The organism is Nissabacter sp. SGAir0207, from assembly GCF_005491205.1.
Classification (GTDB): Bacteria; Pseudomonadota; Gammaproteobacteria; order Enterobacterales; family Enterobacteriaceae; genus Chimaeribacter.
Map to the genome: position 1 here is coordinate 1 of NZ_CP028040.1, position 25,694 is coordinate 25,694.

23 protein-coding genes and 2 pseudogenes are annotated in these 25,694 nt (G+C 55.0%); 15 read left to right on the forward strand and 10 right to left on the reverse strand.

Annotated features, from left to right (window positions below; genetic code table 11):
- The 3 genes from C1N62_RS22145 to C1N62_RS22155 all read left to right on the forward strand — a co-directional run bounded on the left by C1N62_RS22145 (position 1) and on the right by C1N62_RS22155 (position 3,334).
- Positions 1–1,875 (forward strand): phospholipase effector Tle1 domain-containing protein, encoded by a 1,875-nt coding sequence (locus C1N62_RS22145; RefSeq protein ID WP_137765903.1) that lies wholly within the window; start codon positions 1–3, stop codon positions 1,873–1,875.
- Complete coding sequence (locus C1N62_RS22150) at positions 1,866–2,525, forward strand: DUF2931 family protein (protein WP_137765904.1); 660 nt, start codon at positions 1,866–1,868, stop codon at positions 2,523–2,525. The genes C1N62_RS22145 and C1N62_RS22150 overlap by 10 nt, the downstream gene beginning before the upstream one ends.
- Before the next feature lie 149 nt (positions 2,526–2,674).
- Positions 2,675–3,334 (forward strand): DUF2931 family protein, encoded by a 660-nt coding sequence (locus C1N62_RS22155; RefSeq protein WP_137765905.1) that lies wholly within the window; start codon positions 2,675–2,677, stop codon positions 3,332–3,334.
- Between the two features lie 154 nt (positions 3,335–3,488).
- On the opposite strand, the gene C1N62_RS22160 is transcribed toward C1N62_RS22155, so the two are convergent.
- Together C1N62_RS22160 and C1N62_RS22165 are read right to left on the reverse strand one after the other, a co-directional pair.
- A complete protein-coding gene (locus tag C1N62_RS22160) occupies positions 3,489–3,848 on the reverse strand; it encodes a DUF6404 family protein (protein ID WP_137765906.1) in 360 nt (119 codons plus the stop codon).
- Between the two features lie 113 nt (positions 3,849–3,961).
- A complete protein-coding gene (locus C1N62_RS22165; protein ID WP_137765907.1) occupies positions 3,962–4,198 on the reverse strand; it encodes a hypothetical protein in 237 nt (78 codons plus the stop codon).
- 224 nt (positions 4,199–4,422) lie between these two features.
- Here C1N62_RS22165 and C1N62_RS22170 point away from each other — a divergent pair, with 224 nt between their 5' ends.
- Entirely contained in the window at positions 4,423–5,439 is a 1,017-nt protein-coding gene (locus C1N62_RS22170; protein WP_137765908.1) for an AraC family transcriptional regulator, read from the forward strand.
- Here C1N62_RS22170 and C1N62_RS22175 read toward each other — a convergent pair.
- On the reverse strand, positions 5,406–6,446 hold the full coding sequence (locus C1N62_RS22175) for an alpha/beta fold hydrolase (protein WP_137765909.1): 1,041 nt from the start codon (positions 6,444–6,446) through the stop codon (positions 5,406–5,408). The genes C1N62_RS22170 and C1N62_RS22175 overlap by 34 nt on opposite strands.
- Before the next feature lie 116 nt (positions 6,447–6,562).
- The gene (locus tag C1N62_RS22180; RefSeq protein ID WP_137765910.1) at positions 6,563–7,441 is read right to left on the reverse strand and encodes a LysR family transcriptional regulator; all 879 of its coding nucleotides are present in this window, start codon (positions 7,439–7,441) and stop codon (positions 6,563–6,565) included.
- A 114-nt stretch (positions 7,442–7,555) separates the two neighbouring features.
- Here C1N62_RS22180 and C1N62_RS22185 point away from each other — a divergent pair, with 114 nt between their 5' ends.
- Positions 7,556–8,728 carry a multidrug effflux MFS transporter gene (locus C1N62_RS22185; RefSeq protein ID WP_137765911.1) on the forward strand — a complete coding sequence of 391 codons (1,173 nt, stop codon included), beginning with the start codon at positions 7,556–7,558 and terminating at the stop codon, positions 8,726–8,728.
- Positions 8,729–8,825: 97 nt separating this feature from the next.
- On the opposite strand, the gene C1N62_RS22190 is transcribed toward C1N62_RS22185, so the two are convergent.
- On the reverse strand, positions 8,826–9,563 hold the full coding sequence (locus tag C1N62_RS22190) for a metallophosphoesterase (protein ID WP_137765912.1): 738 nt from the start codon (positions 9,561–9,563) through the stop codon (positions 8,826–8,828).
- A 145-nt stretch (positions 9,564–9,708) separates the two neighbouring features.
- On the opposite strand from C1N62_RS22190, the gene C1N62_RS22195 reads away from it, so the two are divergent.
- Positions 9,709–10,305 (forward strand): NAD(P)H-dependent oxidoreductase, encoded by a 597-nt coding sequence (locus C1N62_RS22195; protein ID WP_137765913.1) that lies wholly within the window; start codon positions 9,709–9,711, stop codon positions 10,303–10,305.
- Complete coding sequence (locus tag C1N62_RS22200) at positions 10,302–10,889, forward strand: TetR/AcrR family transcriptional regulator (protein ID WP_137765914.1); 588 nt, start codon at positions 10,302–10,304, stop codon at positions 10,887–10,889. The genes C1N62_RS22195 and C1N62_RS22200 overlap by 4 nt, the downstream gene beginning before the upstream one ends.
- A gap of 598 nt (positions 10,890–11,487) precedes the next feature.
- Here the strand turns inward: C1N62_RS22200 and C1N62_RS23440 are convergent.
- The 4 genes and pseudogenes from C1N62_RS23440 to C1N62_RS22220 all read right to left on the reverse strand — a co-directional run.
- A pseudogene (locus C1N62_RS23440) lies at positions 11,488–11,805 on the reverse strand (RHS repeat-associated core domain-containing protein); the annotation flags it as partial.
- A 621-nt stretch (positions 11,806–12,426) separates the two neighbouring features.
- On the reverse strand, positions 12,427–13,335 hold the full coding sequence (gene ppk2 / locus C1N62_RS22210; protein WP_137765915.1) for a polyphosphate kinase 2: 909 nt from the start codon (positions 13,333–13,335) through the stop codon (positions 12,427–12,429).
- 28 nt (positions 13,336–13,363) lie between these two features.
- Entirely contained in the window at positions 13,364–14,983 is a 1,620-nt protein-coding gene (locus C1N62_RS22215) for an inorganic phosphate transporter (RefSeq protein ID WP_137765916.1), read from the reverse strand.
- A gap of 405 nt (positions 14,984–15,388) precedes the next feature.
- A complete protein-coding gene (locus tag C1N62_RS22220; RefSeq protein WP_137765917.1) occupies positions 15,389–16,258 on the reverse strand; it encodes an AraC family transcriptional regulator in 870 nt (289 codons plus the stop codon).
- A 710-nt stretch (positions 16,259–16,968) separates the two neighbouring features.
- Between C1N62_RS22220 and C1N62_RS22225 the strand changes: the two genes are divergently transcribed.
- From C1N62_RS22225 to C1N62_RS22240, 4 genes and pseudogenes are all read left to right on the forward strand, one after another.
- Complete coding sequence (locus C1N62_RS22225) at positions 16,969–18,378, forward strand: sugar porter family MFS transporter (RefSeq protein ID WP_137765918.1); 1,410 nt, start codon at positions 16,969–16,971, stop codon at positions 18,376–18,378.
- A gap of 25 nt (positions 18,379–18,403) precedes the next feature.
- Positions 18,404–19,414: a Gfo/Idh/MocA family protein gene (locus C1N62_RS22230; RefSeq protein WP_137765919.1), complete on the forward strand. Its 1,011-nt coding sequence runs from the start codon at positions 18,404–18,406 to the stop codon at positions 19,412–19,414.
- 35 nt (positions 19,415–19,449) lie between these two features.
- Entirely contained in the window at positions 19,450–19,878 is a 429-nt protein-coding gene (locus C1N62_RS22235) for a PTS sugar transporter subunit IIA (RefSeq protein WP_137765920.1), read from the forward strand.
- Between the two features lie 28 nt (positions 19,879–19,906).
- A pseudogene (locus C1N62_RS22240) lies at positions 19,907–20,847 on the forward strand (sugar phosphate isomerase/epimerase family protein).
- Positions 20,848–21,315: 468 nt separating this feature from the next.
- On the opposite strand, the gene C1N62_RS22245 reads toward C1N62_RS22240, so the two are convergent.
- Entirely contained in the window at positions 21,316–21,795 is a 480-nt protein-coding gene (locus C1N62_RS22245) for a GNAT family N-acetyltransferase (RefSeq protein WP_370465632.1), read from the reverse strand.
- Positions 21,796–22,484: 689 nt separating this feature from the next.
- On the opposite strand from C1N62_RS22245, the gene C1N62_RS22250 reads away from it, so the two are divergent.
- From C1N62_RS22250 to C1N62_RS22260, 4 genes are read left to right on the forward strand one after another with little or no spacing between them, the layout of a single operon-like run.
- The gene (locus C1N62_RS22250) at positions 22,485–23,459 is read left to right on the forward strand and encodes an iron-containing redox enzyme family protein (protein ID WP_168195935.1); all 975 of its coding nucleotides are present in this window, start codon (positions 22,485–22,487) and stop codon (positions 23,457–23,459) included.
- Between the two features lie 11 nt (positions 23,460–23,470).
- A complete protein-coding gene (locus C1N62_RS23265) occupies positions 23,471–23,941 on the forward strand; it encodes a hypothetical protein (RefSeq protein ID WP_168195936.1) in 471 nt (156 codons plus the stop codon).
- Complete coding sequence (locus C1N62_RS22255) at positions 23,875–24,471, forward strand: iron-containing redox enzyme family protein (protein WP_240775867.1); 597 nt, start codon at positions 23,875–23,877, stop codon at positions 24,469–24,471. The genes C1N62_RS23265 and C1N62_RS22255 overlap by 67 nt, the downstream gene beginning before the upstream one ends.
- 2 nt (positions 24,472–24,473) lie before the next feature.
- On the forward strand, positions 24,474–25,670 hold the full coding sequence (locus C1N62_RS22260; protein ID WP_137765924.1) for an MFS transporter: 1,197 nt from the start codon (positions 24,474–24,476) through the stop codon (positions 25,668–25,670).
- Positions 25,671–25,694: the final 24 nt, after the last annotated feature.

The window sequence follows — 25,694 nt, forward strand, 5'->3', positions numbered from 1 at the left end:
ATGGCGACGGGATTTTTCTTGTATCACCTGGATAAAACTACCTGCGGTGGGCGCATTCTTGCCGGTGCGTCTGACGACACCTACGAAATAGGCGGCATTGTGAGGCAGCAGGTCAGGGAGGGTGACCCGGTGACCTGTGGGAAGCATGAAGGGCGGTTCCGCGTCTGCGGCGGTATGGGGGATACCTACCAGGTCGGCGGAGAACTGAAAGAGTGGGCGGGTTCGCTGGACAGCTACAGCTCCTGCCCCTGTCGCGCCCGGTTTATTCCGTCTGTTCTCTCGCATACCTATGACAGTGACTGCAACGCCGGTCGCGTAGCGGAGCGGGCAGCGGCTGCGAAGAAAAAAGCACAGCAGTCAGAACCTGAGCAGCGTGCACAAGCCGCGAAGAAGAAACGGCAAATCACACTGACCATCGGCGTGTTCTTTGATGGCACCGGCAACAACGCGAATAACAGCAGTGACCGTCAGGCCGCCTGTTCCGGTGAACATTACGGGATGAAAGATACTGATGCTGTATCTGCATTAGAGCAGTGTATCCGCATAAATCACGGAGTCAGTGGCATCGCCGCCGGCAGCTATATCGGCTATTACAGTAACGTGCACTGGCTCCATACGCTTTATAACCCAGAAATAAAACCCGATACTGGAGCAGGCCAATACGCTATTTATATCGAAGGTATCGGTACGGAAATCGGGGCTGGCGACAGTACTTACGGGATGGGTACCGGCCGGGGCGATACCGGCGTGGTGAGAAAAACGGATAAGGCTGTGGCGGCACTAGCTGCGGGTATTCAGGGATATCTCAGCAGACACGCCGATGCCCGCGCCTGCATCATCAAAGAACTGCAGTTTGATATTTTCGGCTTCAGCCGCGGAGCTGCTGCAGCACGGCACTTTGCCAACCGGGTGTTCAGTCAGGATCGCGCTATTGTATCGGCGATCAAGGCCGGGCTGGCTGGCACTGAGTTTTCCGGGACGCCCGGGGGTAAAACCCGCTTTCTGGGGATATTCGATACCGTAGCCGCCATCGGGACACCGGTTAACGGCCTCAACCCCCACAGCGCCGATACCGGGGACGTGAATATCGTGCTGCGTCCGGGCGTAGCGGAGAAGGTATTCCACATCACCGCGCAGCACGAGTGTCGGTTTAACTTCGCACTGAACAGCGTGAAACCAGCGTGGCCGGAACTGGCGCTGCCCGGTGCGCACTCCGACATTGGCGGCGGCTACAACCCTGACGAGCACGAAGCCTACTTCCTTACCCGACCGGAGTTTGAAACCGTCCCCCTTTCCACCCCGGACACGGAAACGCGGATTTACCGGCAGACCTGTGCGCAGCTTACCGCGATGGACGGTTATCCGGTGATAGCACCGTTGCTGAATGCGGTGGAGGTGAATGTCGATACCTGGCATGACGACAGAATGCCAGCAGACCGTTATGGAATGCTTCAGAAACGCAGCGGTGCCGCTCTAGTTATCGACCGCCCGACGCGCAATGACTGGTCGAAGGTGGTGTTGCGGGTAATGCTCGATGCGGCACAGGATGCCGGAGTGGTGTTTGCTCCTATTTTACCTAAAGATGACAACCTCTCACTTAGGCCAGAACTGAACAGCCTGTGTGAAAAAGCGATCGTAATGGGTCGCGCCATAAGAAGTGGTAAGTCTGCCCCTGGCTTTACCCTGTCAGAGATCCTGATGCTGGCCGAAAAATATATCCACTGCTCAGCCAACTGGAACGGCGTGGTGCGGGACGGTCAAGGTATGGTTCGCGGTGCAGTCAAACCAGCGAAGCTGGTGACGTTCACCAACCGGCCGGACGAGCGCTGGCAGCGCACAGTTTACGATATGGAGGGGAATAAATTATGGAAATAATGCGTGTGGCCTGTCTGCTTCCGCTGCTGGCATTGGCGGCATGTCAGGGAAAATCATCGGCCAGCACCGCCACTCAAAGTGGTGTGCCGACAGAGTGGACCTTTGATTTTTTCACACCTGAAGCGTTGCCAGCAGTGGTGACGTTCGCTGTTGTTCAGGATGCAGATGGCAAAGTTTATGAGTTTAATACCCTGAACCGTACATCTGCTATACCTGACATTATCGGCGAGTGGAACGACAGAGACCGTGTGTCTGGCGGCTACTGGAATCACGTTGAACGGCCTCCCAGACATATTATTTTTTGCTGGGACTCGATTATCGATAAAAGAGTGTATGAGACCCTACTGACTATTCCTAAACCCGTACTGGAGAAAATGCTCAGGCCGAGTGAGTATAAGGATTATCGGGGAGGAACTGCGTATTACGACAGAGTGCAAATTGGTCTGGCTCCGGAGGGGAAAGTAGCCGTCTGGTTACAAGGGAGTGGTTCTGAGCCTAATTATCGTGTCACACCGTCAGTCCTGAAAACCGTATCAGGGGATAAATTAGGTGTTTGCAAAGGAATAACACGGTTTTCTAACGGCTATGAGTACGGAAAAGATACTGAAGATTTTATCAAAGGGAAAAAATATCCTTACGGTAATTGGTAGGCAACTACCCTGTGAAAAATTTTGACGCTGCCAAAAAATATATCCACTGCCCGGCTAACTGAAATGGCGTGGTGCGGTCAGGTGATATTTACCAACCGGCCGGACGAGCGCTGGCAGCGCACAGTTTACGATATGGAGGGGAATAAATTATGGAAATAATCCGCATAGCCTGTCTGCTTCCGCTGCTGGCATTAACGGCATGTCAGGGAAAATCATCGGCCAGCACCACCGCTCAAAATGATGAGCCGACAGAGTGGACCTTTAACTTTTTCACACCCAAAGCGTTGCCTGCAGTGGTGACGTTCGCCGCTATTCTTGACGCTGATGGAAAGGACTACCGTTTTAACACGCTGAACAGTACGCCCGACCTGCCTGAAGTTATCGGTGAGTGGAACGACAGAGACCGTGCGCCTGGCGGCTACTGGAATCACGTTGAACGGCCTCCCAGACATATTATTTTTTGCTGGGACTCGATTATCGATAAAAAAGTGTATGAGACTATACTGACTATCCCTAAACCCGTACTGGAGAAAATGCTCAGGCCGAGTGAGTACAAGGACTATCGGGGAGAAACTGCGTATTACGACAGAGTGCAAATTGGTCTGGCTCCGGAGGGGAAAGTAGCCGTCTGGTTACAGGGAAGTGGTTCTGAGCCTAATTATCGTGTCACACCGTCGGTTCTGAAAACCGTATCAGGGGATAAATTAGGTATTTGCAAGGGAATAACGCGGTTTTCTAACGGCTATGAGTACGGAAAAGATACTGAAGATTTTATCAAAGGTAAAAAATACCCTTACGGTAATTGGTGAGCAACCTGTTCAACCTCAAAGGATCTTCCCAAAATCCTTTGAGGTTTAGGGGTTAATTTTAACCCTAACCTACGGTATTTACTTTTTCCCAAACGAATCCTTCATGTCCTTTGTCGCCATGATGGCGAGCGCCCTTTCCCTCATCGCATTCTCCTTACAACTGCTCCCAGTCGGGAAGGTTGTTGGCTTTTCGGCGCCACAGGTGGAACGCGGCCATAAACAGGCCAAAAACCAGCCCGGCGGCCAGCGACAGCGTGCAGGCAAACAGTGGGCTGGTTCCCTGCTTGTTCCAAACCATCAGCCACATGATCACACCAAAAAGTGGGGCATAGAAGGCGGCAAATGTCAGCAGGTTGATCCAGAAGCGGGCGAAAGGCGGGGGCGGGATCTGGCATCCGGCTCGCCATAAAAACATCAGGCCGGGCGGGGCATAGTGGCTTTTGCTCATGCCCTTTGCCGCCATGATGGCGATGGCGCGGTTTTTCCGGCGTTCAAATTCACTCTCCTTTTTCATGCCATAACCTCCTGTCAGTGGAATTAACCTTGCCTATCGTGATCTCAGAAAATGACGTCTGGAATAATCAACTATACCTAAACAGCGCAGGTGTCTTTATAAGACCAACCCACTTACACTTCCCTAATTGAACCGGGCGAAATAAGGCTGGGATTGCCTTGCTGGTGGCTCATCCTTATTTTAAAACCACGCTTATAGCACTCATAGACCTCATTCAGCGTCCTGACTTTCACATAATCTTTGGCGAACCGGGTTTCGCTGACCACGTAAAACCCATCTTCATACAGGTGCGGGACGTACTCTTCACCGGCCAGAATGCCGCGCTTTGGCGTATAAATTAATTTCTTCATGAAACCATTGATCTTTATGGAACTGTTTTCATTATGATGATTGGCATAAGGTAGCGAGTCAATAAAAAAACCGCCAGATAAGAGGGTTCGAAAGCGGTTTTAATGGCGGTTAACGAATTGCGTGAGTGGCAGAAATCCCTTCAGCCACTCTGCGGAGTAGGCTGAAACCATAGAGAGGGAGTGCCATGCTTCAATTTTATTTATCCAGCATCAGGATATAGCCTATGCCCGCCATTCCCCTGCCGTTTGTCACGGCCATTATGCTGCTGCTGATGTTATTGACCTTAATAAAGCGTGGCCCGGCGCTGCGGCCCGCGGTCTGTTTTATCCTTGCGTGCCTGCTGATGGTGCTGCTGGTAGGGCTGCGCTGGAGTCACGCTTTTCCGGCGGTGCGTTACCTGCAACCGCTGGCCGCCTCCCTGCTGCCGGTGGTGGCCTGGCGCTGTTTTAGCATCATCACGGACAGCGCCCCGCGGCGCGGCGCGCTCATGTTGGCGCTGGCACCCGCCGTTGCCGCACTGCTGATGGCGCTGCCGGTGCGGTTTTTCCCCGTGGACAGCTATATCGCCCTGCTCTCGCTGGGCGGTGGCGCGGCCCTGATCCGTCGCGCCACCGCCGGGCCGGATGCCTTTACGCTCAGCCGATTGGGTGAGACCGGCGGCATCCACCGGGCGGTTTTGGTGGCAGGCGCTGCCCTCTGCTTTTCGGGAATGGTCGATCTGCTGATCGCGCTCGATTTCATGCTGTTTACTGGCCGCCATGCACCTGTGGTGGTGGCGCTGGGCCAACTGCTGCTGATGGCGGTGCTGGCAGCCGCTATCGTGACGGCCAGCCGCACGCGGCCAGAAGCGTCGCCCTCCGCTGGGGAGAGCGCCGTTTGCCCGGCGTCGGTGGAGGAAGATCAGGAGATATGCCGCCGCATAGCGCAGCTTTTGGTCGGGCAGCAGCTCTACTGCGACCCGGATCTCACGCTGGATCGACTGGCGCGCAAGGCGGTCATTCCGGCCAGAAAAATCTCCCGTGCGGTGAACCGGGTGCAGGGGTGCAACGTATCACAGTGGGTCAATCGCTATCGCGTGGAAAAGGCGCAAGCGCTGCTGCTCACCACGCCACTCAGTGTGACGGAAGTAATGCTGGAGTCAGGTTTTCGTACCAAGTCCAACTTTAACCGGGAGTTTCTGCGCATCAGCGGGGTCAGCCCCGGTGACTACCGCAAAACGGGCGTGCCACCCAGAGCCTGAGCCAAAAACGCCGCCACTGACTGCTCCACCGCCTGATGGATCGCTTCCCGGCTGCGCTGGCCGCCATCCTGGCAGATGATGCCCTCGCCGGGTTCGGCGTGCTCAAGCCTTGCTTCAGCCCCGGCTTTGCAGCGTTGCATAAAACTAAAATGCGATGCGTCTGGCAGAAGTTGGTAACGGGTTGACGCGGCAGGCAACAGCGCCGCTAGCCGACCCGACTCCTCGCGAGCAGGCAGATCAGCGATGTTATGGCCGGCAGCCACAATCAGCACCGGCACCGACACCTGTTTGAGCGCGGCCGCGGTGAAGCCGCGCGTCAGCCCGCCATCCAACGACACAATGGCCCTGATGCGCGGATCGCCCAGTGGCGTGGCGAACTGTTTCTCGGCTTCTGGCGTATTTAGACCCAGTTCAGGGATCAGGCCGCAGACCGTACGCGAGACGGGCCGTTGGCAGTCAGCCCGTAATGCGGCGGGAGAGAAGCGGGCACCCGCCAGCGCCATCACCGTCCAGCCGCCGAGCGAGTGGCCGATGGCGGCAATACGTGCCTGATCCACCCTCCCGGCCAGCGTGGGCTTGGCCAGCAGCGTATCCAGTACGCGCGTCAGGTCATGCGGCCGTAGCCAGAGCCGGGCGGCCTCCACCGGCGAGCGGTCGGCCGTCGTGGTGCCGGGGTGGTCTGGCGCGGCCACCATATAGCCCCTCTCCGCCAGCGCCGCCGCCAGCCAGCTCAGGTTGCGCCAACTCCCGCCATAACCATGTGAGAGCAACACCAACGGGTACACCCCGGCGTCAGCCGGTGCCTGCTCGATAACCTCCGTGCCATAAAAAACCCCGTTCTCCCCCACCGTATGAAGTGGGGCCGTTGAGCGGGTGGGATACCACAGGGCGAGGCGCAAAGGGCGCTCCCCGGCGTCGTGTAACGTCATCTGGCGAAAGCCGGTGGCGGCCTGCGAGAGGGGAAGCGAAGCGAGTAAAACGATGGCGATCAGCAACATTTTTAACATGACAGTACCTTCAACGAAGAAAAGCCGTTTGTACCGCCACGCCTTGGCTGGCGCGACCTGAAACAGGATCGAGGCCGCGCCTTATGCAGCGTAAGTGAAATGCCCGGCATGAGATTTCACAATTTTAGATCGCTGAAGGTCTCCGCGAGGGTCTCCATCACCGCCTTGACCCTGGCGGTGTGGGCCAGATCCTGATGCATCACCAACCAGACCTCATAGGGTTTGGCGCGCGCCCGCTCAGGCCAGAGGCGGATCAGCTCCGGGTACTTCTGTGGCAGGTAGGCGGGCAGTTCACCCAGTGCCAGCCCGGCGCGGATAAAGGTCGTCAGCATCAGGCTGGAGTCCAGCTCCGCCACCACTTGCCCGTGATGCCGCAGCTCACCGGCCAGCCGGTCACTCTGATGCTGGGTGATGCCCTCCCGGTAGAGCGCGATGCGCTGCCCGGCAAACCCGCTGTGGCGATCCGGCTCGCCATAGGCGTCGAGGTATGTTTGCGTGGCGAATAGCCCCACCTCCCACGTCGCCAGTTTTCTGACGATCAGGTCTGGCTGCTCCGGCCGCAGGGTGCGGATGGCAATATCCGCTTCGCGCCGCCCGAGATCGAGCAGGCGCGTCGTGGTGGTCAGGTTGACGCGAATACCGGGATAGCGCTGCTGGGCACGTTCGATGGCCGGTACCACGAAATCCATCGCCAGCGCATCAGTGGTGGTGACATGCACCTCCCCCTCAATCCGCCCATCCTCGCCAGCGCTGCGGCGCTCAAAACGGACGGCCAACCGCTCAATCTCCTCGGCGGTGGCCACGATGCCCTGCCCACCCGCGGTCAGCACCCAGCCGCTGCGCGTCCGCAAAAACAGCGTGCTGCCGAGTTGCTGCTCCAACGCGGTGAGCCGGCGGCCTACGGTGGTCTGGTCGATCTTGAGGTGATCAGCCGCCCCACGTAGTGTCCCGGCGCGGTACACCGCCAAAAAAATCCGTACATCATCCCAGTTCATGGCTTCCCTTGCTGCATTTTTGCAGCTCACTCGTGCATTGCTGTGCATTTTAGCATGAAGCGGTGGCGGGTAAGATGCCCGCACTTTTCAAGGCCCACTTAAGCAGGATCACCTATGCCAACGCTCTCTTTTATTCTTACCGTTGCGATGCTCAGCGCCTTTGGGCTGATCGCATCAGACATCTACCTCCCCGCCATGCCAGACATGGCGCGCCAGTTTATGATTGCGCCCGCGCAGATGTCCCAGACCATTTCGGTCTACCTGCTGGCGCTGGCGGTGTGCCAGCTCGGATGTGGCCCGTTGTCAGATCGCATTGGCCGCAAGCCCGTGCTGATCGTGGGCATCGCGCTCTATGTCGCTGGCTCATTGGGGTGTGCTGCCGTGGCGAGCTACCGGCTGTTTTTGCTGTGCCGCGTGGTGGAAGCGCTGGGAGCGGCGGCCGGGCTGGTCATTGGGCGCGCGTTGATTGCCGATACTTGTGATAAATCCACGTCGGCGAAGGTCTACTCGGTGGTTTACCCGTTGGTTTCGCTCTCGCCGGCCCTCGCGCCGCTCGTGGGTGGCCATCTGGCCGTGGCCTTTGGCTGGCACGCGGATTTCCTGTTTGTCGCCGCGTTTGGCGTAGTGACGCTGGTGATGGTGCTGGCGATGGCTGAGACCAGACCGTCAGCGACGCGCGTGGCGGTCTCCCCTTTTGCCGGGTTCAGGCAGATATTCGCCGACCGCGCCTTCTGGCGTTATGCGCTGATCGTCTGCTGTATCTACAGCGCATGGTTCATCTACCTGACACAGTCACCTTTCCTGTTTGCCTTGCAGGGCATCAGCGAAGAGATGCGCGGCTGGCTCTATCTGCCGCTGACAGCGGGCATCATCAGCGCCAACTTGCTGACCAAACGGCTACTTACTCGCTGGCAGTATGACCATATTGTCGCGGCTGGCATCCTCTGTTTTGTGCTCGGCGGGCTGGCCTTTGCGGCCAACTTTCTCTCTGGCGCGAGTAGCGTACTGGGCACGCTCTTGCCGATGTGTCTGGTCAGTTTTGCCAACGGCTCCAGCCTTTCGCTGGCGGTGTCCGGCGCCATCAGCGGCGAGCACGGGCACGCCGCCACGGCATCCGGGCTGGTAGGCTTCTTGCAGATTGGCAGTGCGGCAACACTGGCGGCCGGGGTCAGCGCGGGTTTTGGCGTCAGCCAGAGCGTGCTGGGCCTGTCAGTGCTGTTGTTGGCGCTGGTGGCCCTGTCAGCATGTCGGTTCACCGCTCGCAACGCGGCCAATGGGGTCAGCTAGTAAGGGGACGATTGATCATCTCTACCCTTAATCACCGGTGGGATGGGCACCCCTAAGCCAAGGCATTCAGCTTTTAGTATGCTGTAACTAAAAGCGCTTACCCCATCCTGCCTGTCCTGAGTGCGTTAACCCAGTCGGGGCGCTGGTTATTCCGTGCTGCGTTCGCCGCCTCTTCCCAGTCATAGCTGACCTTTCTGAACTCCACCGCCCACTTGCCGTGGCGTTTTTCGAGCAAGGCATAGCGGGCATGGGGGGAGCCGCTCTCCATTTTATGGTAGAAGGGGCGATCGTCATCATAGGCTTGCAGACCGACGCTGCCGGGGTTGACGATTACACAGCCTGAGTTCAGTTCAAGGAGACGGGGAATGTGGGTATGGCCGCACAGGATAAGTGTGGCGTCCAGGTGTTTCACATAGTCACTGACGCGCGTAACAGAAGATGGTCTGACGGAGGATGCTGATACCTCCTCAAGCAGATAGGTGGTGTCATTGCCGGGGACACCATGCACCATCACGATTTCATCATGCAGGGTCAGTTCCGCTGGCAGGGCGCGCAGCCACTCCCAGTGTGCCGGCTGCAACTGTTGGAAGGCGTGTTGGTCAGACAACCCCATCTTATCGAAGGGCATCTCAAGCAGTTGCCGTTCATGGTTACCTTTGATGGTGGGAAAATTGAGGGGCAATAGTCGCTCCGCCGTCTCCGCCGGAAAGAGGCCACCGGAGACAATGTCCCCAAGATTGACGGTAAAGTCCACGCCCTGCCCTGCGATATCCTGCAACACTGCATTAAGCGCGGAGACGTTCCCGTGTATGTCAGAGAGGGCCGCAAATTTCATCAGGTTAAACTCCTTTTTGGTTAGGCACTTAACCATAAACTCTTTTCATCCCTTGCGCTGCAGAAGATCTTTCATCTTATTTTTGCTTGAAACCTACTAAAAGTAACCTACTATAAGTAGGTATTCTTTGACGGAGGTTAGCCCCATGCATGCACTGATTGTTTCAGCCCACCCTGATGGCAATTCGCATACCCAGGCGGTGGCGGCACACGTCGCCAGCGGCATTCAGGCGGGTGGTATCCATAGCGTTGAACAGATCAATCTGGCCGACGAGCAATTTGACCCGCGCTTCAATCAGGCTGACTATGCGCAGTTCAGCCAGCGCGCTGCCCTGCCCGCGGATGTGGTGGCGGAGCAGGCGCGGCTGGATCGTGCCAATGCGCTGGTGCTGGTCTACCCAATCTACTGGTGGTCATTCCCGGCCCAGCTCAAGGGCTGGATCGATCGGGTATTCACGCAGGATTGGGCCTACTACGAGGATGGCGACAGGGTAACCGGCAAACTCGGCCACCTGCAGGTGCACCTGCTGGCGCTGGGGGCGGCTAGCCCGCGCACCTATGTGCGGCATGGCTATTTCAGCAGTATGCGTACCCAAATTGACCACGGTATTTTTGATTACTGCGGTGCCCCGGTCATGACCAGTGAGTTGCTGCTCCCTTCTGATGAGCACTTCCCGGACGCACATTACCGGCTGGCGCATAACCTTGGCCGCCAGCTATTTAACACAAAGGAACCCGCATGACCCATACCCCACGCCAACGTATGCCCCGTCAGGCGCGGCGGCAACAACTGCTTAACGTCGCTTGGGAGTTGGTGCGTCAGGGCGGCACCGATGCGCTGGCATTGGGGCGGCTGGCTGAGGAGGCGGGCGTCAGCAAGCCGGTGGTTTACGATCACTTCACCACCCGCCACGGCTTGCTGGCCGCGCTGTATGAGGATTTTGATATACGGCAGAACGCGATTATCGATGCGGCGATGGCGGCCGCCGGTGACAGCGTGGCGGAGAAGGCAGCGGTGGTCGCGTCCAGCTATGTGAACTGCGTGCTGAGCCAAGGGCGCGAAATCCCGGATGTGCTCTCGGCGCTGGACAGCACGCCAGAACTGGCGGAGGTGAAGCGCCAATACCAACTGGATTTTATCGCGAAGTTCCGTGGCTGGTTTGCCACAGATGTCGCGCCGCCGGGCCTGCCGCTGGCGGCGATGTGGGGGCTGCTCGGTGCCGCGGACAGCATCTCCAACGCCGTGGTCTGCGGCGACATCAGCCAGCAGGCGGGGTTGGAGGAGATCACCGCGCTTATCATTGCGACGATCGCGCGTTATCGCTGAGCAGGAGGGCCGGATGCCCTTCTCTGACAATAGCCCACTCAGGCCCGCCGTTTTGCGCTGCTGTTTTTTTCTGCTAGTATGGCGCGCTATTTAATAGTTTGAATTATTTGGATTATATTGGGATAGGATGTCTACTAAATATACGATTGCAAGCGCGCTGTTTTTGTTTCTGCTGGTAGCAGGGGGATATGAGGTGTTCACCCATGCGGGGGAAGATCTGTTCTCTTCACTGCCGGAATTTGTGCCTTACAACCCCTAGCTGTATTAAATTTCCCCGACTCGCCATCAGCGCAAATTTCGGCTCTGGGGCGATAGTTGCCAGCCAGTCCGCTGTGCGTTGTAAAGACTCAGGGAGTTCCAGAGCCAGCAACTCCCAAATAGAACGCAAAGAGAGTATGGGCGCTAATATCTTACCCACGAGATATTAGCCGCCCAACGTTACCGCTATAAAAATACTCTATATCAGCACCCCGTAATCTGTTAATTGCAGAGGATTCCATATTTCAGGTTCAAAACCTTCCGGCATAGTGAAATGTGAGAAATCCCAGGTTCGCAGTATATCGGCACGTCCCCTCTCTTTTGAATTAACAGGCATCCGCCCATCAATATCTTGTAGCGTGGTTGGATTATTCCTGACCATCCTGAACAGGTTCTGTCCGTCCACTGTACCCGCCGGGTCTGCGGAGAGCCAGCGCCCCACCCAAGGTTGGTAGTAACGGTAACCGTATTAGTAAAGCCCCGTCGCGTCGCGCTCTTTGCCGGAGTAACGTCTATTTTTGTCGTTCGCCTCCACCGCGCTACGCGCCGCCCATACCGCCGTGCCACCGTACGGGTAGTACGCTTCCGTACTGATGACCTTCCCGTCGCCATCCAGCTCCAGTCCGCAGCTACCGGTGAGATCGCCATAGCTGTAAAATACTTCTCGCGCAGCTTCTGTCCGGCGGCCGACCAGCTCAGCGACTTCATGATAACCTGCTCCGTAATGCTCAAGGGACGTCCCGGCAGGGTTGCGTCCGGTACGGGTTACCGCCCGGCTTCTCTCTTCTGTACCATCGTCCGCGGTGCGAATATTGCTGACCGCGATACATGGCCGTCCTGCCGCGTCGTTCAGTACCACGATGGTGCCGGAATCTGCGCTGACGGTGCGCAAGACGGGCCAGCCAGATCGGTGAGGTAGCTGAAGTTCGCCAAATCAGCATCAATGCAGACGCGGATCGGCGCTACGCGCCAAAAAGCCACCGGCATCGTACCGATGGAGGGTGATGTACTCACGGGTGACGGTGGTATGCGATGTTGCGCACGGTCAGGCCTCGGTTGTCGAGGAGTGTGATCGTGGGGGTTTTGCTGAACAGCGATGTGCTCATGGTATTCTCCTGTTTATCGTATGCAGCCGGTTTGGCAGCACAAAAAATCATACGATAATCAGGAAAACTTAATAGTTACTGGGACTTAAGGGCGGGTTAAGAAAGACAACAAGCCTTCCCCACTGATTTTATGGCCAGCTTACACTGGCCTGAATATCGCGGCCGTCACGCCCTCAATAGTGATCCGGCACAATCATATTCTCCGGCACCGGATGGCGGGCGTAATCGTCATGATGGATGCGGGAGGGCAGCGTGATGCGATCACCCTCCTCCGCCTCATAGGGCACCTGCTGCAACAGGTGTGAGATGCAGTTGAGGCGCGCTTTCCTTTTATCCACGCCCTTCACCACCCACCACCGCGCCTCCTCAATATTGGTGCGCTCGAGCATCACCTCTTTGGCGACGGTGTAATCCTCCCAGCGGCGGCGGCTCTCCAGATCCATTGGGCTGAGTTTCCACTGCTTGAGCGGGTCGTGGATACGGCTCAAAAAGCGCGTCTCCTGCTCCTCATCGGTGATCGAGATCCAGTATTTGACGATCTGGATGCCGCTGCGCACCAACATGCGCTCAAACTCCGGCGTGCTGTGGAAAAACTCCTCGTACTCTTTGTCCGTGCAGAAGCCCATTACCTTTTCCACGCCCGCGCGGTTATACCAGCTACGGTCGAACAGCACGATCTCGCCTGCGGAAGGCAGGTGCGACACATAGCGCTGGAAATACCACTGCGAGCGCTCACGCTCATTGGGTGCTGGCAGCGCGGCCACCCGGCAGTAACGCGGGTTCAGCCGCTGCATGATGCGCTTGATCACGCCGCCCTTGCCAGCCGCGTCGCGCCCCTCAAAAATGACCACCAGACGGTGGCCGGTACGCACCACCCAGTTCTGTAATTTAACCAGCTCTCCCTGCAAGTGCAGGAGTTCACAGAAGTAACGGCGACGCCAGGCTTTCTCCTCGGGTGAGCCACTCGCATCCAGGCGGCTCTCCTCGAGTTCCAGCTCCAGCGACTCGTCATAGCTGTCATAGAACTCCTGCAAAAGACGTGTATCAAACATGTCGTTGTAATTAATTTCATGGGTAGACATCGTTCAGTATCCCTGTCAAAAACCAAAATTACAGTGAAATCAAAAGCCAATAGAGTCCAGCAGAGAGCAGTGCGGCAGCGGGCAAGGTCAGCACCCAGGCCAGCACCATGTTACGCAGGGTCGCCATCTGTAAGCCGCTGCGGTTGGCCGCCATCGTGCCGGCAATGCCTGATGAGAGAACATGGGTGGTGGAAACCGGCATTCCGAAGGCATCCGCCGCGCCGATGGTGCCCATGGCAACCAGCTGGGCGCTGACGCCTTGCGCATAGTTGAGCGGGTTTTTGCCGATCTTCTCACCCAGCGTGGAGACGATCCGGCGCCAGCCGACCATGGTGCCGAGGCCCAGCGCAATCGCGACGGCTACCTTGACCCAGGAGGGGATGAATTGGGTGGAGGCGTCCAGCGCCTTTTTCAGCGACTGCAAGGTCTGCTGCGTGGCCGCCGGCAGGGTCAGCGAGGGGTCAGCCTGCAGGCGTTTGATGGTGCCTGCCGCCAGATACATCTCATTGCGCACGGTGGTGATCTGTTCCTCCGGGATAGCCTGCAGGGTGCCATAGTGGGACAGCGTAGTGCCGAGGTTGCCAGCGATCTGCGCCAGCGCAGGCAGCACCTGGGCATTGCGCTCGCTGGTACGCAGATAGGTTGCCAGTACGTCATGTGGCTGGCCAACCGGTGCCGCCGCGCCCTGCCGTGACAGCAGGTGTTGGCTCTGTTGCGCCAGCGTGATGATGGTCGGCACTTCAGTCTGCGGCAGTGCGCGATTAAGGGAGTAGGTCACCGGCAGGGCCGCAACCAAAATCAGCATAATCAGCCCCATGCCTTTCTGCCCATCGTTCGAGCCGTGGGCGAAGGAGACGCCGGTACAGGTCAGCACCATCATGCTGCGGATCCAAAGGGGCGGCGCGCCGTTCTGTTTCGCGGCCTGATACAGCTCTGGCTTGTTCACCAGCCGCTTCATGATGAGCAGCAGCAGCGCCGCACAGCCGAAGCCCACGATGGGCGAGAGGAGCAGCGCATTGCCGATGTTGAGTGCCTGCCCCCAGTTCACGCCGCTCATGGCGCTGCGGCCATGCATCACCGCATTGGCGACGCCGACACCGATGATGGAGCCGATCAGCGTATGGGAAGAGGAGGCGGGCAGGCCCAGCCACCAGGTTGCCAGGTTCCAGATGATGGCGGCGAAGAGCAGCGCGTAGATCATGACAAAACTTTCGCTACTGCCAGCCTGCAAAATCAACTCAACGGGCAGCAGGGAGATAATCCCGAACGCGACCGCACCCGTGGAGAACAGCACCCCAAGGAAGTTAAAGATCCCTGACAAGACCACAGCCACCGTCGGTGGCAGCGAGCGCGTATAGATCACGGTTGCCACCGCATTTGCGGTGTCATGGAAACCGTTCACGAATTCAAAACCCAGTGCGGCCAGCAACGCGACACCCAAAAGGATGAAGGGCAGCGAACTGCTATATTCCAGCCCGGTCTGTTTAATGTCGCCAATAAGGTGTGTACCGGTAAATACCGCGCCCATAATAAGCAGCAGGATGAAAAGAAGCATTGGCTTCTTACTTTCACCTTTTTTGGTCAGGTCGGCCGGGGATAAGGGGGTTGCAGCCACCGTTAATGGCTGGGTCGTTACATAATCACTCATCAGAAAGAATTTCCTGTATATCGCTCAAGCAGCAGAAGCACAACGATTTGTGTGACTAACTTATAGAAATTCTATGAAGGTTTTATGACAGAGCTGTCAAAAAAGCGTCATATAACGCTATTTTTGCGGTGGACGAAAAAGAGAGGGGATAATTATAATTAAATTTAAAAACAATAAGTTAAATTATAGCTCGCTTATTTAATGAGGTTTATCCTAAAATAAAACACGCGCGTCCGCAGCGTTATTATCATTACGGTGACATTTTCATACTGCACATAATTCATGAAAATGACGAGGAAGGGATGTGACCAAAAAAGCATCTTCCCGTTCTGGGCAATGCTTTGAACCTGTCAATTTCACACCCGCTGAAAAAAGCGTAGCGGCTTTTTGATACTTTGCGAAAATTTATATTTTCCCCTGCCCGTTCAGCCAGAATTTCTTATAGCGCGCCGGCGGAATGCCCACCAGGTTATGGAATATACGATGGAAGTTATTCACGTTGTCATACCCCACGGCGTTGGCCACTTCCGTGACGCCCAGATCGGTGCTCAATAATAAATTCTGTGCTTCGCCAATGCGGCGGCGCGTCTGATACTGCTTGGGGGAGTAGCCCGAGTAGGCTTTGAAAACATGCGCCAGATAAAACTGGCTCATATTGAGGGCGGCAGTGATGGAACTGAGCGCAATGTCATCTTTGTAATGGTTATCGATATACTCCTTCACCCGCTGCCCCAGCAGGGTTTGGGGGCTTTCATGCTCAGGCTTATGGGCCATCCAGAGGTTACGGCACAGCAGCAGCAGTACGCTGAGCAGGTTGTCACTCATCTCTGCGCTGTAGACTCGCTTGCTGTTGACGTGCGTCCAGAGTTGATCAAACAGCTGGCAGATCTCGTCATAGAACTCACCGCTGGGCATGACGGCGGGCTGCGCGCGGGTAGTGAGGATATTGGTCGGCAACCCGTCCACTTTCAGTTGCTCAACCCCACAGCTAAAAATCAACAGGTCATCGGATGCGGTCGGGTTTTCATCATGCAGCACGTGCGCGTTGAACAGCAGCAGGTCACCTTGCTGCACCCGGTAGTTTCGGCCATCAATGTTATAGCTCCCGCTCCCGGCCCGGATAAACATCAGCTCGAGCCGATCGTCGTGCTTGTGCATCACTCGCGGGATCGCGGCCCCCGCCCCTTCGGCCTTACAGATAAAGGTCAGCCGTGGCCGCAGATTGTTCTCAAAACCACGTAATGAAGGCGGCTCGTTCAGGCGGAAAGTCAGCATGATGTCTCCTGTTGGTCTGCCACCATTCTTACATGCCGACGGAGAGCCGTAATCATCAATCTTGCTCTCCCTTTTTTAACCAAGCCATTGATAGATAGGGGCTTGCCAATATTCATCCGCTTTTATCTCGCTATTATTGCTATCCCACGTTGTGGCGACGGTGTAGAACAGGCATCTTCATCCCTTAACGGATGGGTATCCAGCACCGGCGGGAGAAATACCCGTTGAAAAAACGCGTCAATACCCATTTTTCAACCGCCCAATAATCAATATCATCATTATTGCTATTATTGACTGGCGAAAAGATACTCCTGTTTTAATTTGTCAGCCTCCCCTCCCCGCCAAATAATAGCCATGTTTGGAATAACCCACCTATCGAAATGCAAGGTGGAAATTAGCCAATTTCAATCCTCTCCATTCTTGCTATGTCAACGGATAAAGCTGGTGCCGTGACAGCCATCACTTGATTTTGTGCTTTTCGCACGAATTTTTTGATCGCCAACACGCTGCAAAATCATGCATCAGGAATCGTATGGCGTTAAACATTCACTTTGTTATAACTTCATTGCAACGTTAATAGGCGTGACGTTATAGCACAGAGCCAGCAAGGGTATTCGCAGCTTATAAAATCACTCAGAGTAAAAGAGCATAAATAAAGTGCCGTATTACCGGCATGCAACGCTGTTCACTTATAACCAGATGGATACGCTATGCATAATAAAACCAACCTGCACTCTCCGCGGCGCATGCGGTTAATTACCCTTATTTCAACCATTGGTGGATTGTGTTTTGGCTATGACACGGGGGTGATTTCTGGCGCGCTTATTTTCATGAAGTACGATCTCAATCTTACGCCAGCTCAGGAGGGGTTGATCACCTCCTTCCTGTTATTTGGCGCGGCATTGGGCTCACTGTTTGGGGGATATTTATCAGACAAGCAGGGGCGGCGCAAAAACCTGTTGTGGGTGGCGGCCATCTTTATGGTGGGGGCTATCGCGACCTCACTGGCGTGGAGCGTGCCATCGATGATTGTGGCGCGTTTCGTGCTGGGGTTGGCGGTCGGTTGTGCGTCGGTTACGGTGCCCATCTATATTTGCGAGCTGGCGCGCGCCAACCAGCGGGAGCGGCTGGTGACGGTCAATGAGCTGATGATCGTGACTGGGCAGTTCCTGGCGTACTCGGTCAACGCCGCCATCGTCAACCTCTATCCTGACATGTCCCACAACTGGCGCATCATGCTGGCTATCCCGGCGCTGCCCGGTGCGTTACTGTGGCTCGGGATGCTGGTAATGCCTGAATCACCACGCTTTTATATCCGCCGTGGAGAGACGGAAAAAGCAATGAGCGTGCTGAAAACGCTGCGCCTGCCGGAAGAGGTGGATCGCGAGGTAAAGGAGATCCAGCAACTCATTAAGGTGGATGAGGTGAAATTCAACCTGTTTGCCGAGCTGAAAAACCGCTGGGTGGTGCAGCTGGTGTTAATCGGCCTGATGATTGTGTTGGCGACGCGCGTCACGGGCGTCAACACCATCATGTACTATGCGCCCACTGTGCTGAAGGCCACCGGGCTGGGGGATGCCGCCGCCGTTACCGGTGCCGTCGCCAATGGCCTGATCTCGATTATTGCGACGCTGCTGGGTATTGCGTTAATTGGCCGGCACTCACGCCGTAAAATGTTTTTCACCGGCCAGGCGGGCGTCACCCTCAGCCTGATTCTGATTGGTTTGTCCTTTAAATACTTTTTCCATACTGAAGTCATTGATGGCGTGGAAACCTTACGGGCAAACTTTGCCAGCGCGCCCTACGTTATTCTCGGCTTGATGCTGGTATTCCTGTTATTTATGCAGGGGTGGATCGCCCCCGTATTCTGGCTGATGCTTGCGGAAATCTACCCATTAAGAATGCGCGGCGTCGGCATGGGGTTCGCCGTATTTGGCCTGTGGACTTTCGACTTTATTATTCAGTCACTCTTCCCACTGCTGCTTAACCATTATGGCGGAGGCATGACCTTTGGGTTCTTTGCGGCCGCGAACATTATCATGCTGCTGCTATTGGTGAAATATCTCCCTGAGACGCGCGGCATGACACTGGAACAGATTGAAAAGAAATTCAGTTTTTAACTTCACGGCAATTGAGGATAGATCAATGACGGTCAAAATAGGATTGATTGGGTTAGGCATGATTGGCCGCGACCACTTGAAGCGTCTGCACACGGTTATTTCGGGTGCGCAGGTGACGGCGGTATGCGATATCAACCGCGCCGCTGCCGATGCGGTCGCCGCTGAATATGGTGCCAGCGCGTTTTATGATGCAGAGGAGATGATTCATTCAGAACGGGTGGATGCCGTGTTTATCTGCTCCATTGGCCCGGTGCATCAGGCACAGATTCTGGCGGCGTTCAGGGCTGGCAAACCGGTGTTCTGCGAAAAGCCGCTGACGCCGACCGCCAATGAGTCCAGGGCGATCATTGAGGCGGAGGTGAAAGCGGGCAGGCGCCTGCTGCAACTCGGCTTTATGCGCCGCTTCGACCCCGGCTATCAGGCGCTGAAACAGGCGATCGACGGCGGCGAACTGGGCGAGATCATGCTGATCCACTGCGCGCACCGTAATCCCTCTGTGCCGGAGAGTTATACGCTGGAGATGGCGGTGAACGACTCCGCGACCCATGAAATCGACATTGTCCGTTACCTGCTCAACGAGAATATCACCTCGGTGCGGGTTGACCGGCCCCGCAAGAAGACCCGCCGGGCGCTGCCCCATTTGCAGGATCCGCTGATCATCATCTTTGAGACTGAATCTGGCGTGCGCATTGATGACGAGCTGTTCGTCAATTGCCACTACGGCTATGACATCCGCTGCGAAGTGGTCGGCGAGAACGCCACGGCGGCGCTGACCGAGCAGCAGGTGATCAGCACCCGCTCCCTGCATGGCAACGCGCAGCATATCGCGCGCTCCTGCATGGAACGTTTCGCCACCGCCTACGATCGTGAGGTGCAGTGCTTTGTCGATAGCATTCGCGCCGGCCGGGCGCTGGGCGGCCCCTCCTCCTGGGATGGCTACGTGGTGGCGCTGGTGTGCGACGCGGGGCTGGCCTCGTTGCAAGACGGTGAGAAGCATGACGTGACCATTCCAGAACGGCCCGCCATCTATCGCTGATTCACTCCACTCCGCGCTGAGCCTGAGGAGATACCATGCTGAAACTGACTGACGATGTACTGCACCTGCATTGCCACGCGGCGAACAAAATCGAGGCCCTCCATCTTGCCGCCGCCGCGCTGGAAAAAGCCGGGTGTGTCCAACCGGGCTTCCTTAACGGCATGTTGGCGCGTGAAAAAAGCGTCTCCACCTATATCGGTGCCGGGATTGCGTTTCCACATTGCGCCAAAGAGAACCTCGATCAGGTGATTAAAACCGGCTTTCAGGTGTTCCAATTTCCTGATGGCGTGAGCTGGGGCATGGGCAAGGTGGCCTTTATCGTGGTGGCCGTCGCGGCAACGCAGAATGCGCATATCCAGGTACTGGCGGATATCGCCACGTTACTGGGTGATGACGTCAAAACCGCGTTATTAGCCAGGGCCAGCACCAAACAAGAATTTATTGAGCATTTCGAGAGAGCTTAATTATCTCCGGCATTTAAAGGATCAAAAAATGAAACTTGCACTCTGTACCGATGTTCTGGCCGATTTACCCTTTCCGGCCATGTTGGATAAAGTAAAAAGCTATGGCATCACCGGGGTGGAGATGACCGCTGGGGGGTGGTCGCCCTGCCCGCACGTCGATACCGAAGCCCTGCTGTCATCGCCCGAGAAGCTGGCGCAGTTCCAACAGGCATTGTCACAGCGTGAGATGCGCATTGTCGCGCTCAACTGCTCCGGCAACCCGTTGGCTCCCGGCGAGCTGGGCGAGCGGCATACCAAGAGCAGTTACCGCGCGGTCGAATTGGCGGGCAAACTGGGCGTCAAAAAGATCGTGATGATGAGCGGCCTGCCGGGCGGCGGCCCGGAGGATCGCGTCCCCAACTGGATCACCTCGACCATCTCCTGGCCGGACTATATGCCGGGGGTGATTGCGTACCAGTGGGACGATGTGGCAATCCCTTGGTGGAAAAAATTTGTCCAGCACGCCAAACAGCATGGCGTTGAGCAGATTGCGCTGGAGGCGTTCCCCTGCCAGCTGGTTTATAACGCCTCAACCCTGTTGCGTTTGCGCAATGCGGTGGATGAGATGATAGGCATCAACCTTGATCCCTCGCACCTGATTGCCATGGGCGCTGACCCGATTGCCGCCGTGCGCAAGCTGGAGGGGCGGTGTTCCATGTGCATGGTAAAGATGCGCGCATTGAGCGCGGTCTGGCGGACATTGATGGCCTGCTGGAGTACCAGCCGGTGACGAACACCAAAACCCGCACCTGGAACTATGTAGCGGTAGGGTGCGGCCAGGATCTCAAGTGGTGGAAAGAGTTTTTCTCGGTACTGCGCATGACCGGATATAACGGCGATGTCTCACTGGAGATGGAGGATTTGACCATGAGCGTGGAAGCCGGTCTGCACACCTCCATTGAGGCCCTGAACGCCAGCATCAGCCGATAAGCTATCTGCCCTCCCGACAGCGGGCCAACTGTTGGGCGGGCGGATCTTCAATGCCCACGCGCCTTCCAAGCCATCAGCCACAATGTATATCGTCAAAACTGAATTACAGATTTACGACGAATCGTAAAAACACTTTTGCGCTATTACGGCAAAAGCGAAAAGGTTACGACTTGCATGTAAACGCCCAAATCAGGGGTATTACGGCACCTAAAATAGGCTCAATAAGCGTGAAATTGGTTAGCCTGTGACCACATTGCATGAAAGTGTTAACCTTTCAAAACCCCTCTCATTGGCTCTGCTTTTTAGGCAAGGTGTCTGATAGCCGATGCCACGCCACGAATAAGTTGTCTCCTGCCCCATCATTAACCAACTGATTTTTCAAATCATTCTTACAAAAACGATTTTACGATTAATCGTAATGCCGTATTTACTGAAATACTCTTTTCTCCCCGGACTGCGCATCGCCGGTCAGGTGTTGCCTGACTGCTTGTAGATATCCGGCCGGGCAATCTGCCAGACAGTGTTCTCAAGGTTGACAGGCTGGTAGCCAAACTTCTGGTATAACCAGGGGGCGGTGGTGGTGACCAGCATGATTTTGCGCAGACGGGCCATCAACGGATGGGCCTGGCAGCAACTGACCAACCAACGCCCCATCCCCTGCTGCTGGTACTCTTCCAGCACGTAGACGTCACACAGATAACCAAAGGTGGCAAAATCCGTCGCCAGACGGGCAAAACCAATCTGCTTACCCGCCTCAAACAAACCAAAGCTCAGGCTGTTCGACACCGCCATGCGCACTGTTTCAATGTCGATGCCCTCCGCCCAGCTTGAGCGGGTGAGGTAAGCATGGATGGCCGGAATATCAAGCTGTGCGATATCCGTCGTGACGCTAAAAGCGCCTTGTTGCCATGAAATAGGGGGTGTGCGGTGGTCATCATAAACCTTCAGTTAAATTAAAACTCGCCAGTCATTCTTAATAAAAGACACACTTTGCCAGCGAAGTAAATCCATCTTGAAAAAACCTCACCATATTAATGATAACTATTTTCATATAGAGAGAAGTAATGCGTCCTGTTGCAAGAACATGAGCCTCCAAAATTATGGCGCTCAGCGTAAGATAAACCTTGATAACAATGTCACGGCGTAACATTATTTAGCACGGTGACTAATTCTGCTCTAATATTACCCGAACCGTATTTATCCTCAAATAAATATAAGAAAATAATATCCCTTTGCGAAAACGCCAAAAGTAAAACTTATCGCAGGAGAAGCCGCTATATTTCAACCAATAAACAGATCAAACAAACCGCACACCAACGATATATCCCGCTTATTCTCTGGCATTAAAACAAATCAAAGGGCAGCGCTCTCTTTATTAAAAAAAGCATTGTGAAAATGAGCAGGTTATTTTAGCTTAACCCCATAAAGACTAGACCTTAAATCTCGTCTTTATCGTTCACGCAATATATTGCGTGAATGCCTTTTATTCCCATCTAACGCGTAAAGAGGATCCACCATGAAACAGCAAAAGAAAAAAGTTGTTATCGTTGCAACTCATGCTCGTCCAGTATTGATGCCTGCGCATCTGTAATGGGATGAAGGCACCCACTGGGTGCCTTTATTACAAGGAGAATCTTATGGATTATGATAACGCCAGACCACGGCTTAATTGCGAATTGACGCTGCACAATGACATGCTCCACGCCAATAATGAGTTTGGCGAATTTAAGTTCCAGGAGTTACCGGTAGATAGCCAATCCGCCTATGATATTTTAGGTCAGATCAACGGGGAAACGACCACCCGTGAGTTGATCAATCAATGGAAAGCCAAAATAGAGCCAGAAGATTTGGTGCAACTTCTGGATGCCATGCAGGAGTTTGGCCTCGTTCTAAAAAATAATAGCGCATATATGAGCGGCAAAGCCGCCATGTTAGAGATAGAGGATGAGCAACACGCGTGGCTCCATGCCCTACTTTATAAAAATCCCCTTTGGGAAGCGCTTTCCCAACCGGCCGCCGTGCCCAAAAATGTCTATCTGGGCATGGCGATTGAAACTTACCATCTCCTGGCGCATGGCGCGGTATTTGACAGCCCAGCACTCTCATTCCAGGGTGCCAGACAAACGCGCAAAGAGATGAGTGAAGTATTCTGTGAAGAGAATGGTCACTATGAGATCTTTCTTTCCGCACTGATGGCCGAGGGTTTCACCAAAGAGGAGATCAGAAATAGCGTGCCTCTGGCTGAGACCAAAGGGTTGATTAATGCCTTGGCCTTTTGGTCAGCCAATGATCCCCTGTTCTTCTTTAGTTGCATGGAGATCATTGAAGGCAAAGACAATGAAGTCGATACCGTGGTCAATGCCATGGAAAGGTCTGGAAAGCTCTCACCCGAATTTGTCAAAAAAATAAAGTCTCACTCATTGGTCAATATTGAAGAGGGCCATGCCAGCTTTGGCCGCCGTCTCTTGTCTGGCATTGATGTAGTGAACCCATTTGACGTTGAGCGCGCCATTCGCCAGACCAAACTGTTTGTAGAACTCTACCACCACTTTTATCTTGCGGTGTGGGAGTACTATTCAAATGAGCACAACCCCGTTCTGCGTACCATTTAAGGGAGGCGGCAATGTTTTTTACTAACCCAAAATTAAGAAAAGAGATCAAGGTTGAGTGCGACAATACCACCTTTCACCTGTTTTACCGCGAACAGGGCTGCCGTTTGAGCGTCGAGAAGGACGATCTTCATGAAGTTACGCGCTTAATAAATTGCCTATCTGACCGCGATGCCGCGTTGGCAGATATCTCCCCGGCAATCGTGAACATTGACGTTGAGGAGATTATCTCAACGCTCGATAAGTTGGGCCTGTTGGAAGAGGGAAGCGAAAGCCTGCCTGCGCCTTCGGGTGTATTGAGCGGGGAAGATTTTTACTATAGCCGTTTATTGCCGACGGCCACCAAATGGCAATCAACCTTTGGCACTTCCCCCTCTATGAACGTCTGGTCACGGGTGCCATTACCAAGGGTGAAATTATTGGCTTTGCCATCGAGTACTATCACCTGGTCAAAATGTCTGCCGCCATCGTCTCCTCATCCTTGAGCCACAACGTTTCGCCGGCCGTCAGAAAAGAGCTGACCAAACTCTTTATCGAAGAGTATAACCACGACGAGATGATGGCCGAGTGCCTGTCTGCGGTAGGGATACCCGAAAGCGAACTGCTCAAAAGAAATCCGCTGCCCGCCACGTTCTCCGCCAATGCCAGCCTGGCGGTCTATGCCCGGCAACATCCGTTAAGTTTTTATAGCTCCCTTTTCCTGTTTGAAACGCCCTCCCATGAGTTCAACGCGGCACTATTGCAAGCCTGTAAGGATAAGGGCCTGCCGGAGAAATTTTACAAACCGATCCTGAAGCACTCGGATATCAATGAAGATGGCGATCACGATTTAATTACCCTCAACCTGCTCAAAGAGACGCCCGCCATCTCCGCGGAGGAGCAGCACACCATTTTGGTCAATGTCTGTAATATCATTGAATTACTGCATAAAGAGGACAGGCAAATTGTGGCGCACTATGCCGACAGCGATGTGCCAGCGTCGAGCTTGTCATACTCTGGCCTGGAAGCCTATTAAGCATGATTGCGTCTATTAAACCGACGAACTTACCCGCTGGTTCGGCGTTGCTGCCCCTGTTCGTTACCCACTGGCTGGAGCGACTGCTCTTTCTGTCGGTGAGCATTGTCTGGCCATTGAAGTTGGTGGTACAGGGCCATCTCACTACGCCGCAGGCGGGCCTCTTTTACTTTATCCTCTTTAGCCTGTTTAGAGCCTCCCCGATTCTCTACGCTTATCTGGCAAAAACCGTCGCCCGTGAAAAGATTTTTCTCTGTGGCGCGGTAATTGAGTCTTGCGCTTTTTTGGGGATGATATTCATCCAATCCCCGCTGTTGCTTATGGCATTGGCAATATTCGCTGGCATCGGGGGAGGCGCCACCTCCTCCATGTTGCTCTCTTTTTTGGAGGAGGTGGATAAAAGGGCCGTTTCCTCAGGCACCACAAAAAGCAGCCATCAGGTGTTCAATACCCATCTGTTATTGATCAATCTTGCGGCGGTAATTGCGCCCTTGTTAGCCATCCTGGCTCCTGCCCACTATATCGCCTCCATCATGGTGCTCTTTGCGGCGTTTCTCTTTAGCGCGCGCCATATCTTCCGGCTCACCGCTGGCTTTGATAGGGGAAGTGAGGTTGAGGAGAGAAAGGAGCGCGCCATTGACGGTAAATTCTTATCGGAGTGGCTTGCCTGCCTGTCCGTTTGGGCCGGGTGCTCGGTGGTATACGCGATTCTGCCGTCACTCGACGCCCATTTTCTGGCTACGGAGGGCGTCAATTTCTGGCTCTCCTTCGATGCGATTATCGTGACGTTGCTCTTTTTTGCCATGAAGAGATATGACCTGTTCAGCGAAAATACGCCGACCAATGCGTTGAAAGGGCTGGCTGCCATCTTCATCGCCCTGCTTATCTTCTACAGTGGCACCCGCTATTTTCCACTGCTGGTGGTCGCCATCTCGCTGCTCTCTTTTGGCGGTTATGTGGCATTTGGGCAACTGTATGGTTTGGCGATGGCTACGCATTTCCCTGCGCGAAAAACGTTCTACCTCTCGCTGCTCTCTATGTCCGGTGCCATTGGGGAAGGAGGAGTACAGGGCCTGTTTTGGCTGACAGGCAGTACACAGCTCACCCTTTTCATCGTGTTGCTGCTGGTGGTGGCTGGCATGTGCCCGCTACTCCTGCTGCTCCTGAAAGGCTATAAGACCCGCCCCGTGAAGCCCTGAGCGATCTGTCTATCCATGAGAGAG

Excerpts from the sequence above, each read along its gene's own strand:
- C1N62_RS22145 (WP_137765903.1), top strand. The coding sequence starts at position 1 with ATGGCGACGGGATTTTTCTTGTATCACCTGGATAAAACTACCTGCGGT.
- C1N62_RS22150 (WP_137765904.1), top strand. The coding sequence starts at position 1,866 with ATGGAAATAATGCGTGTGGCCTGTCTGCTTCCGCTGCTGGCATTGGCG.
- C1N62_RS22155 (WP_137765905.1), top strand. The coding sequence starts at position 2,675 with ATGGAAATAATCCGCATAGCCTGTCTGCTTCCGCTGCTGGCATTAACG.
- C1N62_RS22160 (WP_137765906.1), bottom strand. The coding sequence starts at position 3,848 with ATGAAAAAGGAGAGTGAATTTGAACGCCGGAAAAACCGCGCCATCGCC.
- C1N62_RS22165 (WP_137765907.1), bottom strand. The coding sequence starts at position 4,198 with ATGAAGAAATTAATTTATACGCCAAAGCGCGGCATTCTGGCCGGTGAA.
- C1N62_RS22170 (WP_137765908.1), top strand. The coding sequence starts at position 4,423 with ATGCCCGCCATTCCCCTGCCGTTTGTCACGGCCATTATGCTGCTGCTG.
- C1N62_RS22175 (WP_137765909.1), bottom strand. The coding sequence starts at position 6,446 with ATGTTAAAAATGTTGCTGATCGCCATCGTTTTACTCGCTTCGCTTCCC.
- C1N62_RS22180 (WP_137765910.1), bottom strand. The coding sequence starts at position 7,441 with ATGAACTGGGATGATGTACGGATTTTTTTGGCGGTGTACCGCGCCGGG.
- C1N62_RS22185 (WP_137765911.1), top strand. The coding sequence starts at position 7,556 with ATGCCAACGCTCTCTTTTATTCTTACCGTTGCGATGCTCAGCGCCTTT.
- C1N62_RS22190 (WP_137765912.1), bottom strand. The coding sequence starts at position 9,563 with ATGAAATTTGCGGCCCTCTCTGACATACACGGGAACGTCTCCGCGCTT.
- C1N62_RS22195 (WP_137765913.1), top strand. The coding sequence starts at position 9,709 with ATGCATGCACTGATTGTTTCAGCCCACCCTGATGGCAATTCGCATACC.
- C1N62_RS22200 (WP_137765914.1), top strand. The coding sequence starts at position 10,302 with ATGACCCATACCCCACGCCAACGTATGCCCCGTCAGGCGCGGCGGCAA.
- ppk2 (WP_137765915.1), bottom strand. The coding sequence starts at position 13,335 with ATGTCTACCCATGAAATTAATTACAACGACATGTTTGATACACGTCTT.
- C1N62_RS22215 (WP_137765916.1), bottom strand. The coding sequence starts at position 14,983 with ATGAGTGATTATGTAACGACCCAGCCATTAACGGTGGCTGCAACCCCC.
- C1N62_RS22220 (WP_137765917.1), bottom strand. The coding sequence starts at position 16,258 with ATGCTGACTTTCCGCCTGAACGAGCCGCCTTCATTACGTGGTTTTGAG.
- C1N62_RS22225 (WP_137765918.1), top strand. The coding sequence starts at position 16,969 with ATGCATAATAAAACCAACCTGCACTCTCCGCGGCGCATGCGGTTAATT.
- C1N62_RS22230 (WP_137765919.1), top strand. The coding sequence starts at position 18,404 with ATGACGGTCAAAATAGGATTGATTGGGTTAGGCATGATTGGCCGCGAC.
- C1N62_RS22235 (WP_137765920.1), top strand. The coding sequence starts at position 19,450 with ATGCTGAAACTGACTGACGATGTACTGCACCTGCATTGCCACGCGGCG.
- C1N62_RS22250 (WP_168195935.1), top strand. The coding sequence starts at position 22,485 with ATGGATTATGATAACGCCAGACCACGGCTTAATTGCGAATTGACGCTG.
- C1N62_RS23265 (WP_168195936.1), top strand. The coding sequence starts at position 23,471 with ATGTTTTTTACTAACCCAAAATTAAGAAAAGAGATCAAGGTTGAGTGC.
- C1N62_RS22260 (WP_137765924.1), top strand. The coding sequence starts at position 24,474 with ATGATTGCGTCTATTAAACCGACGAACTTACCCGCTGGTTCGGCGTTG.